Here is a 13,241-nt window from a genome sequence, read left to right on the forward strand (position 1 = left end):
CGCAGGCCCTGAACCGCTCCTGAGCAGGGAACATCCGGTCAGCGCCGACTGTTAATGTGAGTGGAGAAGAAGAGCACCGTGAACACGAACAATCACACAGCACTGATCATCCCGGCCGAGAGCATCGAGCCGATCCGTCTGCAGCGTCTCGAAGCGGAACCTGGAGCCCTGGAGGACCTGGTGGGCGGGGCTGTTGAGGCCCTCATTCGGGGAGACTGGCATGTCTACTTGAATGCCGAGGCCCAAGGCGGGAACTTCCCCCTCAACCTCCGGGCCGCCCAGCTGATGCGCGAGTGCGGCGTGGAGGAGCAGATTGTCCCCCGTGGGACGGCTGTTTTCCTTGGCCGGGGAAAGCATTGGGATGAAGCGGATGTTCCGGAGCATCTGACCACGCTCGCCGAACACCTCTTCGGTGACGCGCTGGCCGCCTGAATGCCAGCCGCTGGCTGAATGCCCAGCCGCTGGCTCAATGCCCAGCGCTGGCCGGCGGCTCAGAGCCGCGTTCGATGCCCGGCAAAGAACTCGCGCAGCAAAGCGGCGCACTCCGCTTCCCGGACGCCCGGGTAAACCTCCACCCAGTGGTTCAGCCGGCGCTCGCGGAGCACGTCGAACACTGAACCGGCAGCCCCGGCCTTCTCGTCCCAGGCGCCGAACACAACCCGGGGAATGCGGGCCAGGACAATCGCGCCGGCGCACATGGCACAGGGTTCGAGTGTCACTATCAGCGTGCAGTCGGACAACCGCCAGCCGTCTCCGCGGCCGCCCCCGTTCAGCGAAAGCTGGCGCAACCGCTCCGCCGCCTCCCGGATGGCAACCACCTCGGCGTGGGCGGTGGGGTCGCCCAGCTCCTCGCGCTGGTTGCGCCCGGAACCCAGCACGGCGCCGTCGGGCCCTATCACCACAGCGCCGATGGGCACGTCCTCCGTGGCGAGGGCACGGCGGGCTTCCGCGAGGGCGAGACCCATCCACGTGTCGTGTTTTTCAGCGGAGACCATGGCTCAATGATAGTTTCGAAGGATACCCAGAGCCCGTGACGCACACCGCCGGGAGGCAGAATGAGCACCGTCCGAGACCGCATGGACAAGTGGATCAAACCCTATGCCGCCCTGTGGCTGACCATGATCATCGGCGGAGCGCTGGTAGTCACCATGGCCGTGCTGGGCACCGAGGTGTACTCCGACGTGGTGGACGAGGAAGGCCTGGCGAGCCTTGATATCCCCACCTTGGAATATTTCCAGACGCTGCGGAACCCGGAGACGGACGCCTTTGTCACGGGCTTCACCAACGTGGGCGGAGGCATCGGGATGCCAATCCTTGCCAGCGTCCTCACCGCCTGGCTCACCTTCCTGAGCAGGACATGGCGGCCCATCATCCTCGTGGGCGGTGCAGCACTGGTGTCCACCACTGCCACCACCCTCGGCAAACGGCTCGTGGGCCGGACCCGCCCGGACCACTCCGAAGCCGTCCCTCCGTACGAAAGCTCGCCATCGTTTCCCAGCGGGCACACGCTGAACACCACCGTGGTCATCGGCGTCCTTGTATACATCATGTGCCTGCAGTTCCAGATGCTCTGGGCCAGGATCACCGCCATCACTGCCGGTGCCATCTTCATCATCGCCATGGGCTTGAGCCGGGTTTTTCTGGGCCACCACTGGCTGACGGACGTAATGGCCGGGTGGCTCCTGGGCCTTGCCTGGGTGGGCATGGTGATCCTCGCACACCGGCTCTTCCACCTGACCCGGAAGAGGGAGCACGCCGGCCCCGCACCTACGTTTGAGCATCCCGTGGTCCGGGACGTGGTGGCTGACGCCGTGCACCATGACGGGCGGCACACTGACCGCGGGAGGGATAACGCCGGGTGATAGTTTTGACCCATGCGCACTCTCGTTGTGGACCACCCGCTGGTCGCCCATAAACTCACCGTCCTGAGGGACAAAAACACCCCGTCTCCGGTTTTCCGGCAGCTGACGGAGGAGTTGGTGACACTCCTTGCCTACGAGGCCACGCGCGAAGTCCGCACCGAACCCGTCACCATCGAAACGCCCGTCAGCACCACCGTGGGCACAGCTTTCACCAAGCCCACCCCGCTGGTGGTGCCCATCCTCCGCGCCGGCCTGGGCATGCTGGAGGGCATGACCAAGCTTGTCCCCACCGCCGAAGTGGGCTTTCTGGGAATGGCGCGGGACGAGGAAACCCTGGACATCATCACGTACGCCGAGCGGCTCCCGGAGGATCTGACGGACCGGCAGATCTTCGTCCTGGACCCGATGCTGGCCACCGGCGGAACCCTCCGCGAAGCCATCAAATTCCTGTTCAAGCGCGGCGCGTCCGACGTAACCTGCATCTGCCTGCTGGCCGCGCCAGAGGGGCTCGCCAAGCTGGAGGAAGAGCTCTCCGGGGCCAACGTGACCATCGTCCTGGCGTCCATCGACGAGAAGCTCAACGAGAAGTCCTACATCGTTCCGGGACTTGGCGACGCCGGCGACCGGCTTTACGGCATCGCCGGCTAAGACTCAAGCCTTTCCTGTTCAAAACCGGAAGGCTAGCCTGTGCGGATGGACTGGAAACTCGAACTCGTGTACGTCCCCGTGTCAGATGTGGACCGCGCCAAGGACTTCTACGTCAATAAGGTGGGATTCAACCCGGATTTTGACGAGCGCCCCACGGATTCCATCAGGTTCGTTCAATTGACGCCTCCAGGCTCGGCCTGCTCCATCTGCATCGGGGAGGGCCTCACGGATGCGCCTCCCGGCACGGGGTCGAACCTCCAGTTGGTGGTCAGCGACATCCAGGCCGCCCACAGCCACCTGAAGGGCAACGGCGTTGAAGTCAGCGACATCGACGTGCAGGACTGGGGGCACTTCGTGTACTTTGCCGATCCAGACGGGAACCGCTGGTCCGTGCAGTACATCCCGGGCCGCGAGGGCTGACGCCCCGCCAATCCCGCGTACTGATACCGTCCCATGAGGCACAATGGGGACAGGCGCTGACGGGGGTTCCGGTTGAGGTTAGCGGCGATGAAGGCCGGGCACTCATTTCTTTCCGGCTTTGAGATCCGCAACCACCTTGGCGATCCGCCTTGCCCGCGTTTCCGGTGTCTTCGCCTCGCCTAAGGGCTCCACATAGCGGCGCTGGGCACTGTAGCTGAGCGTGGCATAGAACTGCTGGGCCACAGGTTCGGCGGCCATCGCCGCCGCAAGATCATCCGGGACTTCAACAATCCGCGGCTGCGTATCCAGTTCCACCTCGACATCCACTGTCTCGCCGGCTGAAACCCCGGTGAATTCCCGGTTGTGGGCGCTGAGCGAGATCAGGTTCTGCCCGCCCATCACGGCAATGCTGCTCCGGTAGCTCTTGCCGTGGATGGTGACCACCACCGGCGGCCGCCTGCCGGCACCCAGGGCTTCAACCACGTGGCCCGGCACTACGATGCCGGTGGTGGTGCCGCCGTTTCCCTGAATGGTGGTGGTGAATTTCATGGTTCAAAGTAACCCGGGCCCGGCAGCAGTTCAACGGGTGGATCAACGGCAACAGCCGCCGGGCTCCCGGCTAAACCCGGGGACCCGGCGGCCGTTCCGTTTAGTACCAGTTGTTGGCGTAGTGGAAGTTCAGTGCCCCACACGGCGACTGGTAGCGCTCCTGGATGTAGTTCAGGCCCCAGTTGATCTGGGTCCGGTAGTTGGTGAGGTAGTCCGCACCGGCACTGGCCATCTTCTCGGCAGGCAGGGACTGGACGATGCCGTAGGCGCCGCTGCTCGGGTTGGTTGCCGTCGTGGTCCAGTCCGATTCCTTGGTCCACAAGGTCTGCAGGCACTGCATCTGGTCCGGTGCCCAGCCGTAGCTTGCCAGCTGGCCTGCGGCGTAGGCCTGCGCTCCAGCCGGATCGTTAACCGCGACGACGGGCGCGGGCTCGGGAGCGGGAGCCGGAGCAGGTGCGGGTTCCGGTGCCGGCGCGGGAGCAGGCTCGGCTGCCGGGGCAGGAGCCGGTTCGGCGGCCTGGGGGACAACGTTGATCGGCTCGGGGGACGGCGCCGGGTTCGCCTGGATTTCGCTTTGCTCAATGCTCAGCTTCGACTGGACCTCGGCGGCCTGGTCCTGGCTGGCTGACACACGGTTGCTGGTGTCCGTCGCCTGGCCGGCTGCCCCCACTCCAACCAGGAGTGCGCAGGATGCCGCAACGACTGCGGCGCGCTGGCCGAAGGACGGAATTTTGCCTGTTGCACGCGGAGCGCCGGTTTCAGTGCCCGGTTTCGGGCGTGCTTTCATAAGGAACTTGGACATGATGGATCGCCTCTCACACCTGCGGAGTTAGCTGTCGGGTTCGGATGAGGGCATCCGGCCACACGGAAAGATCACGTGCTGGCTTAACCCCAAGGGCAGTCAATGCCCGGGACGGTTGGGTCCCCCGCCTCTGCCTTTGCTCAAGCGGAATCCGGGAAGCGGCAGAGCTTGGCGTCATCCGGATATGCGCCCCCGATCGGGAACCGCACCCAATCGACGGTACAGGAGTGCAGGGCTTAAGTCACATTTTGGTAACAGGGATCACGACGACGGCGAGCCGCCTTGCGTCTCTAAGAAGACTGGCCGTGACCTTACCAGGACTGGCCGGGTGGCAGCGGCAGTTGGAGGGTGAACCGGGTGCGTCCCGGTTGTGACGTAACCGTTACCCGCCCGCCGTGCGCTTCCACAATGGATTCCACAATGGACAAGCCCAGCCCGCTCGTCCCCTCGGCGGCAGCTGAACCGTTCCCCCCGGCGCCCGTCCGCGCCGCGTCTGCGCGGGCAAACCGCGCGAAAACCTGGTCCACGAACTCCGGAGGAATCCCTACGCCGTCGTCCGTTACCGTCACCACGGCGGTTCCCTCAAACGGCTTTCCCACCCCGGTGACCACCGTCGTTCCCGCAGGAGTGTGCTTGCGCGCGTTCGACAGGAGGTTCATCAGCACCTGGCGCAACTGTGACGGATCGCCATAGACCACCACTGGTTCCTCGGGGAGTTCCAGCCGCCATGTATGCCCCGGCGCCATGACCTTCTCGTCGCTGACCGCTTCCGCCACCAACTGAGTCAGGTCCACCTCGCCCAGTTTCAGCGGCTGGCCCTCGTCCAGCCGTGCCAGCAGCAGGAGGTCTTCCACCAGGGCGGTCATCCGTTCGGACTGGCTTTGCACCCGCGCAAGCGACTTCTCCCCGTCCGGAGTGAAAGTTTCCGTCATCCGCATCAGTTCCGTGTAGCCCCGGATTGCCGTCAGCGGCGTGCGCAACTCATGGGAGGCATCCGCCACGAACTGCCGCACCTTGGTTTCGCTTTTCTGCCGCGCCTGGAGTGCGTTTGCCACGTTGTCCAGCATGAGGTTCAGGGCATGCCCTACGCTGCCGACCTCAGTTCCGGGATTGGAGTTCGACGGCGGCACGCGTACGGCAAGTGCCACCTCGCCGGCATCCAGCGGCAGCTGCGACACTCGGGTGGCAACCTCCGAGAGCTGCTCAAGGGGTTTCATGGTGCGCCGGATCAGGACCGTTCCCACCAGCCCGATCAGCAGCAGGCCGCCCAGCGAGACAATGACAAAGGTCCAGACGAGGGAAGCCAGGGTGCCCTGCTTGACCGCGAGGGGCAGGCCGGTCACCAGGACGTCGTCGAAACCGGTCCTGACTGCGACGAGCCGGTAGTCTCCGTTGGACAGCGTCCGGTCGACGGGGCGGGCGTCGGTGGCCAGAGCCAACAGGACCTGCTTGTCCTCCGTGGACAAGGGGGAGCGTGTGGTGTTGGAGGTCAGGAACCCGCCGCTGCTGACCTGGCCGTCGAGGATCCTGGCGTTCAGCGTCCCCACGCTCTGGCCGCGTGCATCCAGCGGGTCCCTTCCATTGAAGCCGCCGGAGGGCGGACGGCCGGGATCATCGGAACGGGCCGCCGCCTGGCTCAACTGCTCATCCAGCTGGCGGGTAAGAAACGCATCCATCGAGGCATAACTTGCCACGCCCACCGCGCCGCAGATGGCAATCAGCAGCGCCATGGCCAGGAGGATGAGCCTGGTCCGCAGGTGCCAGGTGCCTGGCCTAAGCCAGCTGCGGCGTTCCGGTTCCCTGCGTGGGGGTTCCGCGCTTTGCGGGGACGCCACTGCCGCTACTCCGCCGGCTTGATCACGTACCCGGCGCCCCGCACCGTGTGGATCATGGGCGGATGGACGGCATCCACCTTCTTGCGCAGGTAGGAGATGTAAAGCTCAACGATATTGGCCTGGCCCCCGAAGTCGTAGTTCCAGACCCGGTCCAGGATCTGGGCCTTGCTGATGACTCGCTTGGGGTTTTCCATGAGGTAGCGGAGCAGCTCGAACTGGGTGGCAGTCAGCTGGAGCGCCTCGCCGGCCCGCGCCACCTCCCTGGTGTCGAGGTTGAGAACAAGGTCTCCCACCACAAGCTCGGCAGTGTCCATGGCGGCAACGCCGGAGCGCTGGACCAGGCGGTGCAGCCGCAGCAGGACTTCCTCCATGCTGAACGGCTTGGTGACGTAGTCGTCCCCGCCGGCGGCAAGCCCCACAATCCGGTCCTGGACCGCATCCTTCGCAGTCAGGAACAGCGCAGGAAATTCAGGTGCAAATGCGCGGATCCTGCCGAGGACCTCCACGCCGTCGAACCCTGGAATCATCACGTCCAGGACCAGCACGTCCGGCCGGAAGTCCTTGGCCATCTTCACAGCTTCAGGGCCGTCGGCCGCTACAGCCACAGACCAACCAGCCATCCGCAATCCCATGCTCATGAGCTCGGAGAGGCTCGGTTCGTCATCAACCACCAGGGCCCTGATGGGAGAGCCGTCCGGGTGCGTGAGGCTTGGGAGGTTGTTGGTTATGGGCTGCGGTCTTGCCATGGAACAACTCTCCGGCCGTCGGTTGGGGCGAAGCTGTGGCAAGCCTGTGCCCGAGCTGTGAATCCCGTACTTGCCAGCTGGACGGCGAAGCACCCCGCCGGGTTTCATCCTCCCTTTTAAGGCCGCCTCTGCTCCCGCCTTGGCGGCGCGCGGGAAAAAATTATCGTCCACAACCGGGGGCGGCTGGACATGGCGGGAAGGGTGGGGATGCGATTCCGCTACGGGGGATCTCACTGAACACTTCGATGAAACGGGAACGTTCTGGCGAATAAAATTCTGCAGGAGGCCTTAAAAAGGGCACCGCGGGGGATAACACTTGTTATTTTCGCGGGGCTTCCAGAATCGTGATTTGCGCCACGTTAGCCGTTTTAGTCTCACAATGCGGACGTTTGCGTCCATTGTTACTTGCAAGTTGCCATTGTTACGCTGCACACTTCCAATGTGAACAAGAACTCAACAGCACCTGCAGCCGCAGAATATTGGCCCAGCACATCCGCTGCTGCCGACATGCGCTGTTGTCGAATGCACGCCTGACCTTCCCACCCTTCGAAGTTCTCTAGGCATTCGCCCCCAGCCCAGCGTCGGGCGCCCCTCCCCAGTTCGCATTGCGGGGAAACCCAGCATTCGGGCCGTGATGACGGCCATTCACATTGAGGTAAGCATTCATGTCAGTTGCATCCGGATACGTCCACATTTCTGTCCGTAACGCCGCCAAGGGGGCCCAGCCCTCCGGTCTCCGCCCCGGCTTCGGACCCCGCCCCGCACTGTCTCCTTCTACGTCCGGAAGCAGCTTCCCCTCCCAGGGCTACGCGCCGCAGGGATTCAACCCCAATTCGTACGGCCAGCTCCGGGCAGTCCAGCCCGCCGACGCAGCCCCGATGACCGCACCCACCCCCGTCGTGGCCGGACCGAATGCCGTCCGTCCCGTAGCCGCCGACAATGTGGCCCGGGGATTCGTGCTCTACATGGGCATCGATGAGGAAACAGCAGCTGCTGCGGGGACCTCCATCGCCAAGCTGGCCCAGGAAATCCGCGCCTACGCCCAGTCCCTGGTATCCGGCGCGGAAAGCTACGCGGCCGTTGCCGTAGCCCCCGCCGGCACCCCTGGTTCCGCGCTCGACGTCGTCCGTTCCACCTTCGGCGACCCCACAGTCAACACCCGCCAGCGCACGGAAGCTGCGCGCCCTCAGCAGGCCCAGGAGCCGCGCCCGTCCGGCGTCCTGATCGACCTTGCCCGCCGCGAAGTCCACCTGGACGGCGAGTCGCTCAACCTGACGTTCAAGGAGTTCGAACTCCTCAACTACCTCGTGGAAAACGGCACCCGCACCGTGGGCCGCGACGAACTCCTCGAAGGTCTGTGGCGCAACGCCGAAGAAGTGCCCAACGAGCGCACCATCGACGTCCACATCCGCCGTCTCCGCTCCAAGCTTGGCCGCCTCGCCAACACCGTCCGCACGGTCCGTGGCCAGGGCTACCGGTTCTACGAGCACCCCGAAGTTGTTGTCTGGGCCGCTCCGGAATACTCGATCTAGGTCCCACGCCCGCCGGTCAGCCTCGCTCCCGGAGCACGTGCCTCCTCGGGCTTACGCAGGGGAACTAGGCTTGGGGCATGAGTGAGCACCATCTTCGACGGCTTGTGATCATGCGGCATGCCAAGGCCGACTGGCCGGGCGGGGTGGCTGACCATGAGCGCCCCCTGGAGGAACGCGGCCACCGGGAAGCGCCGCTGGCCGGCCGCTGGCTGCTCAAGCACAACATCGTGCCGGATTTCATCCTCTGCTCCAGCGCCCTGCGGACCAGGCAGACGTGCACGTGGGTGTGTTCCGAGCTGGGCGAAAAGGCGCCCACGCCCAAGCTTGAAGACGGGCTGTATGCCGCTTCCGCCCTCAGGATGCTCACCGTGATCAACCATGTCCCGGACACGGTCACCACGCTGATGGTGATTTCGCATCTGCCCGGCGTGCAGGACCTTGCCATGCACCTTGCCTCACGTGACTCCGACCACGACGCCTACATGGACGCCGCCACACGGTACCCCACCAACGCCCTCACTGTTCTTGAAACCGAGAAATCCTGGGCGGAGCTGGATGGCCAGGACGCACGCATCACCAAATTCAAGGTGCCCCGCTCGCACTAGACCGGTTCACCCCGGCCAGTGCACACGACCCACTGCGCACGGAGGCGCTGCACCTGCGCAGCACCAGCCGCCGGGTTTAGCGCCGGGGAGTGGACCTGCTGCCGGGCTTCTGTGCCGCTTGTTTGGCCTGTGCCGCTGTCCTTGCCTGTGAAGCGGACGACGACGGCCGGCGGGCAGCCGCGGAAGGTACGCGTGCGGGGGTGCGGACGCCGCCCTTCCCGTCACCTGAAGGTTTCTTCGCCTGGGTGCGCTGGCTTGGCGCCTGCTGGTGCGTTGCCCGCTGGGGCGCCCTGCCTCGGCCTGCTCCGGGGGCAGCGGGCCTGCGTGCCGCCGTCGTACGCCTTGTAACGGTGGAAGGCCCCGCACGTGGCCGCAGCCGCCGCCCGTGCGGCCAGGCAGCACCGAGGAAGAGGACGGACAAGGTGCCCAGACCCGCCGCAGCAGCGCCGAAAAAGTAGTTGTCAGGATCGCCCGTGGGGAGCGGGGTGCCAATGAAGGACGACTCGCCGGCAAAGGCAAGTTCCCACGTGCTGACAAAGGCGAGTGAAAACCCGAGGGTAAGGCTGGTTCCCGCTCCGGCAGCCAGGAGCGCGGCACGGCGTCCGCGGTTCAGGATTTCCATGAGGCAGGCCAGGCAGGCCAGCAACAGCACGCCGAGGAACGCCACGAATACCGGTTCCGCGAGCGTCATCCCGGTCAGCACCAGCAGCCCGGCAGCAACAATGCCGGCGGTGACCGCAAACCTTCCGCTTTTCCCCATGGGTTCCATCATTCCTGAGCAGAGGGCTGCTGGCGCACGTAGCCGCGCATGATGGCCATAATTGCTGCAACGCTTTGGTCACGCGTCCGCTCGGGGTGGTACGTCTGGCGGTCCAGGCCCACCACGAAGCAGGCGCCGAAAATCGCCGTTTCCAGGCTGCCCCGGGAAACAGATGGGTCCACGGGATAGGTCTCCGCAACCTTCTCGACGGCCGCCGCGATGACCGCCAGCAGTTCACCCCGGAGGACAGCGAACGTGCCCTGCCACTCACTCGGGGTGCGCCAGTTCTCGCTGACCCACAGTCTGGCGAAGGACGGGTAGTCGGACATGAAGTCCAGCGCCTGGCCGATCATTGCCTCCATGGCCAGCAGCGGATCCTCTGCCGGGCCGGGACCGGCAGCGCCTGCGGCGTGCCCGGTTTCCCGCGTTGACGCTTCCAGCAGGCGGGCCTTCAGGATGTCCACGCCGTGCCGCAGCAACTGGGCAATCAGCTCGGACTTGCTGCCGAAGTTGTAATAGACGGTTCCCTTGGAGACCCCTGCCGCGGCGGCAATCTCGTCCACCGTCACTCCGGCTGCACCGCGCTCGCCAATGAGTTCCATTGAGGCATCGAAGAGCCTCTGGCGGGTGGCCGAGGTCCGGGCGGGACGGAGGTTCTTCCGTGGTCCGGCCAGGTCGCCGCTCATACCGCGATCTCCGGCTTCAACGTCTTCAAGGTCCAGTATTTGTTCCTGTGCACGGCGAGGGTGGACAGGGCCGCGCCCAGCAGCGTGTAGCCCGCCAGCCCTGCAACGGTGGGGCCAATCATGGACAGGTCCGCCCCGTAGACCAGGTGCCTCATTCCGGCCACCACGTACCCCATCGGCAGGACACCGTGCGCCACGTGGAGCGGTTCCGGAGTGGTCTGCCAGGGGAACGTGCCGCCCGACGACACCAGCTGCAGAACCAGCAGGATGAGCACCACAAGCTTTCCGGGGGACCCCAGCAGTGCCACCACGCCTTGGATGATGGCACTGAAGGCCGTGGCTGCGGCGAGCATGAAGAGCCACATCAGCACCGGATGGGCGGGATCGAGCCCCAGGGCAAGGTTCACCACCAGGGTCAGGAGGGTGGCCTGCACCGCTGAGACGGCCAGGAAGGGAAGCCAGCCGCCCAGTGCGATCTTCCAGGCAGGGGCGTTTGAGGCCAAGGCCCGTTGCGTGATGGGCCGCATCACCTGGACCAGCATGAAGATGCCGATCCACAGGGCCAGCGTGAGGAAGAACGGCGCCAGTCCTGCCCCGTACGATTCCGCCTTCGCCTGCGAGATGTTGCTGACCGCGACGGGGTCGGCCATGACCCGGGACAGGTTGTCCTTTTGCGAGTCATCCGGATTGGGAACCTGCCCGGCACCCTTGCCGAGTTCGTCCGCGAGGGTGCGCGAGCCGTCCGCGGCCGTACCCGCGCCGGCCGACAGTTGGGCCGCTCCGTCATCCAGCGTGCGGGCGCCGTCCGCCAGGCGGCGGGCACCGTCAAGCGCGGACTGCTCTCCGGTAGCCAGCGCTGCAGCGCCGGTGTGCAGCTGGTCAGCTCCGGAGGATGCCTGTGACACGGCGTCCCGCAACGCCGGGGTGCCGGCGGCGAGTTGCGCTGCGCCGGTGCTGACGGATGCGGCTCCGTCAGCCAGTTGCTGGATCTGGGCGGCGTCCGCCTGGATTTTCGTCCGCGCTGCCGCAACCGGGCTGGAACCGGCCGTTGCGTCGAAATCGGCCAGGATCGCGTCGGCCTGCTCCTGCGTCAGGACGCCAGCCGCCACAAGCCTGGCATTCGTGTCCGCGACGCGTGCCCGGAGCCCCTGGTCTGCGGCCTCAAGCTGGGCGGCGGCCTCCTGCACTTTGGTGTTCAGCTGCGCATTTCCGGCCGCCACCCGGGCCGCCCCGTTGGCAAGCGTCTGGGTGTCGGTGGGCAGCGTTGCCGTCTTGTCCTTCAGGACCGAAAGGCCGCTGCTGAGCTGCCCGGCGCCGTCGGTCAGCTGGTTGGCGCCGTCGCGCAGCTTCACCTGCCCCTGGTAGAGCTCGCCTGCCCCGTTGCTGAGGCCGGCGGTTCCCTCGCGGAGGGTGGCAGTACCGTCGCGAAGGCGCGCCACGCCGTCGGCTACCTGCCCGGCGCCGTCGGCGGCCTGCACCATGCGGGAGTGGATGGTGCCGAAGCCCGTGAGGAGCTGGTTGGCCGTTTCCTCGCCGACCTCGGTGGCCACCCTGCTGTGGACGGCGGTGGTGAGCTTGTCCACGATAGTGCTCAGCAGGTAGTTGTTGGCATCGTTGGTGGTGACGTTGAGCATCGCCTGCCTGGCGGAATCGAAACTGCCCGGGGAGGCCAGGTTGGCTGAGAAGTCCGCCGGGATCTTCAGGGCGAAGGCGTACTCTCCGCTGCTGACGCCGTTGTCCGCCTCTTCCGCGGTGGCTACCGGAATCCAGTGGAACACATTGCCTTCCAGCAGGCTGTCCGCCACTTTCGCGCCTGCCTCAAGGCGTGTGCCGTCGCCGGAGACGGCGCCGGTGTCCTCAACCACCAGCGCCGCGTCGAGATGGTCGAGGTTGCCGTAGGGGTCCCAGTTGGCGTACAGGTACACCGCGCCGTATAGAAGCGGAACCATTGCCAACGCAACGATGGTCAGCCTGGGCAACAGCCCTCCGGTCATCCGCTTGAGTTCGGAGCGGGCCAGCCGCAGTACTGTCACTTTGCAACCTCGGGTTCACGGTGGGCGGGTTTCGCTGCCTCCGGCTCGTCGACGGCCAGCCCCTGGCCGTCGACGCCGGCGGGTTCCTGGACTGCCTCGTTGCCGATGGCAGCGGCGGGTCCTGTCCACGACGGCGGGAGGGCACCTACAACGGCTACGACGGCGAGCGGCCGCCCGCCGTCGAACGCCAACTGCTGCAGGCGCGGCAGCCAGTCCTCCTCGTCGGCGCTGTGCCGGTCGGGGGAGTCGACCACCAGCAGGTCCGTGCGCGGATTGGCCAGCGCAAGTGCCGTCAGCAGTTCAAGGCGCCGGGCAGGTTCCAGCTGCTCCGTCCACAGCCCTGCGATGTCCTCAAAGCTGTTCACCTTCAGCCATGGGCTGCTCAGCAGCGCACCCCGGTAACGCCGGGGGACCAGGGCCAGGTCCTCGGTGACAAGGTCCCGCACACTGAGGTGCTGTTCGGGCTCGTTGACGCCAGGGGAGTCAACCAGGGCGCTGGCCAGGCGGCGGGGCTTGATCCGCTCACTGCCGTCCCAGCTGACGTGGCCACCGGTTGGTTTCATCCTGCCGCTGAGAATGAGGGCAAGGGCGGTGCGGTGGTCCTGCCGTCCGCCGGAAACCAGCAGCAGGTTGCCTCGCTGGAGGGTGAGCGACGTCGGGGGCAGCAGGGGATCCCTGCGGCCCTTTGCTGAGAGCCGGTGTGCTGAGAGCAAGGGTTGCCTTTCGCGGAATGCGTCTGCTCCCAGCCTAACTAAACTGACCA

15 protein-coding genes and 1 riboswitch are annotated in these 13,241 nt (G+C 65.8%); of the genes, 6 read left to right on the top strand and 9 right to left on the bottom strand.

The annotated features are described in order from the left end of the window. Positions 1–78 precede the first annotated feature (78 nt). Complete coding sequence (locus ASPHE3_RS03475) at positions 79–432, top strand: hypothetical protein (protein ID WP_013599853.1); 354 nt, start codon at positions 79–81, stop codon at positions 430–432. A gap of 59 nt (positions 433–491) precedes the next feature. Here the strand turns inward: ASPHE3_RS03475 and ASPHE3_RS03480 are convergent, their stop codons facing one another. Further along, on the bottom strand, positions 492–995 hold the full coding sequence (locus ASPHE3_RS03480; protein WP_041651952.1) for a nucleoside deaminase: 504 nt from the start codon (positions 993–995) through the stop codon (positions 492–494). A gap of 60 nt (positions 996–1,055) precedes the next feature. Between ASPHE3_RS03480 and ASPHE3_RS03485 the strand changes: the two genes are divergently transcribed. The 3 genes from ASPHE3_RS03485 to ASPHE3_RS03495 are packed head-to-tail and all read left to right on the top strand — an operon-like array spanning position 1,056 to position 2,930. Further along, entirely contained in the window at positions 1,056–1,862 is an 807-nt protein-coding gene (locus tag ASPHE3_RS03485) for a phosphatase PAP2 family protein (RefSeq protein ID WP_041651954.1), read from the top strand. Positions 1,863–1,874: 12 nt separating this feature from the next. Next, positions 1,875–2,510, top strand: coding sequence for a uracil phosphoribosyltransferase (gene upp / locus ASPHE3_RS03490; protein WP_013599856.1), 636 nt, complete (start codon positions 1,875–1,877; stop codon positions 2,508–2,510). A 45-nt stretch (positions 2,511–2,555) separates the two neighbouring features. After that, positions 2,556–2,930, top strand: a complete 375-nt coding sequence (locus tag ASPHE3_RS03495; RefSeq protein WP_013599857.1) for a glyoxalase superfamily protein — start codon at positions 2,556–2,558, stop codon at positions 2,928–2,930. 102 nt (positions 2,931–3,032) lie between these two features. Here ASPHE3_RS03495 and ASPHE3_RS03500 read toward each other — a convergent pair whose 3' ends face one another. The 4 genes from ASPHE3_RS03500 to ASPHE3_RS03515 all read right to left on the bottom strand — a co-directional run bounded on the left by ASPHE3_RS03500 (position 3,033) and on the right by ASPHE3_RS03515 (position 6,862). Continuing rightward, on the bottom strand, positions 3,033–3,479 hold the full coding sequence (locus ASPHE3_RS03500) for a YdeI/OmpD-associated family protein (RefSeq protein ID WP_013599858.1): 447 nt from the start codon (positions 3,477–3,479) through the stop codon (positions 3,033–3,035). Between the two features lie 100 nt (positions 3,480–3,579). Further along, the gene (locus tag ASPHE3_RS22215; RefSeq protein ID WP_013599859.1) at positions 3,580–4,281 is read right to left on the bottom strand and encodes an aggregation-promoting factor C-terminal-like domain-containing protein; all 702 of its coding nucleotides are present in this window, start codon (positions 4,279–4,281) and stop codon (positions 3,580–3,582) included. 5 nt (positions 4,282–4,286) lie between these two features. Then, positions 4,287–4,448: riboswitch (cyclic di-AMP (ydaO/yuaA leader) on the bottom strand. Positions 4,449–4,592: 144 nt separating this feature from the next. Next, on the bottom strand, positions 4,593–6,116 hold the full coding sequence (locus tag ASPHE3_RS03510) for a sensor histidine kinase (protein ID WP_013599860.1): 1,524 nt from the start codon (positions 6,114–6,116) through the stop codon (positions 4,593–4,595). Positions 6,117–6,121: 5 nt separating this feature from the next. Then, positions 6,122–6,862: a response regulator transcription factor gene (locus ASPHE3_RS03515; RefSeq protein ID WP_013599861.1), complete on the bottom strand. Its 741-nt coding sequence runs from the start codon at positions 6,860–6,862 to the stop codon at positions 6,122–6,124. A gap of 665 nt (positions 6,863–7,527) precedes the next feature. Between ASPHE3_RS03515 and ASPHE3_RS03520 the strand changes: the two genes are divergently transcribed. Then, positions 7,528–8,394 carry a winged helix-turn-helix domain-containing protein gene (locus tag ASPHE3_RS03520; protein WP_013599862.1) on the top strand — a complete coding sequence of 289 codons (867 nt, stop codon included), beginning with the start codon at positions 7,528–7,530 and terminating at the stop codon, positions 8,392–8,394. 77 nt (positions 8,395–8,471) lie between these two features. Next, positions 8,472–8,999 carry a SixA phosphatase family protein gene (locus ASPHE3_RS03525; RefSeq protein WP_041651956.1) on the top strand — a complete coding sequence of 176 codons (528 nt, stop codon included), beginning with the start codon at positions 8,472–8,474 and terminating at the stop codon, positions 8,997–8,999. 76 nt (positions 9,000–9,075) lie between these two features. On the opposite strand, the gene ASPHE3_RS03530 is transcribed toward ASPHE3_RS03525, so the two are convergent. From ASPHE3_RS03530 to ASPHE3_RS03545, 4 genes are read right to left on the bottom strand one after another with little or no spacing between them, the layout of a single operon-like run. After that, positions 9,076–9,759 carry a hypothetical protein gene (locus ASPHE3_RS03530; RefSeq protein ID WP_013599864.1) on the bottom strand — a complete coding sequence of 228 codons (684 nt, stop codon included), beginning with the start codon at positions 9,757–9,759 and terminating at the stop codon, positions 9,076–9,078. Positions 9,760–9,767: 8 nt separating this feature from the next. Continuing rightward, a complete protein-coding gene (locus ASPHE3_RS03535; RefSeq protein WP_013599865.1) occupies positions 9,768–10,445 on the bottom strand; it encodes a TetR/AcrR family transcriptional regulator in 678 nt (225 codons plus the stop codon). Next, the gene (locus ASPHE3_RS03540) at positions 10,442–12,478 is read right to left on the bottom strand and encodes a YhgE/Pip domain-containing protein (RefSeq protein WP_013599866.1); all 2,037 of its coding nucleotides are present in this window, start codon (positions 12,476–12,478) and stop codon (positions 10,442–10,444) included. Before ASPHE3_RS03540 ends, ASPHE3_RS03535 begins: the two co-directional genes overlap by 4 nt. Beyond that, entirely contained in the window at positions 12,475–13,191 is a 717-nt protein-coding gene (locus ASPHE3_RS03545; RefSeq protein ID WP_013599867.1) for an ABC transporter ATP-binding protein, read from the bottom strand. Before ASPHE3_RS03545 ends, ASPHE3_RS03540 begins: the two co-directional genes overlap by 4 nt. Between the last annotated feature and the right edge of the window lie 50 nt (positions 13,192–13,241).

The sequence above is a fragment of the Pseudarthrobacter phenanthrenivorans Sphe3 genome (assembly GCF_000189535.1).
GTDB classification, from domain to species: Bacteria; Actinomycetota; Actinomycetes; order Actinomycetales; family Micrococcaceae; genus Arthrobacter; species Arthrobacter phenanthrenivorans.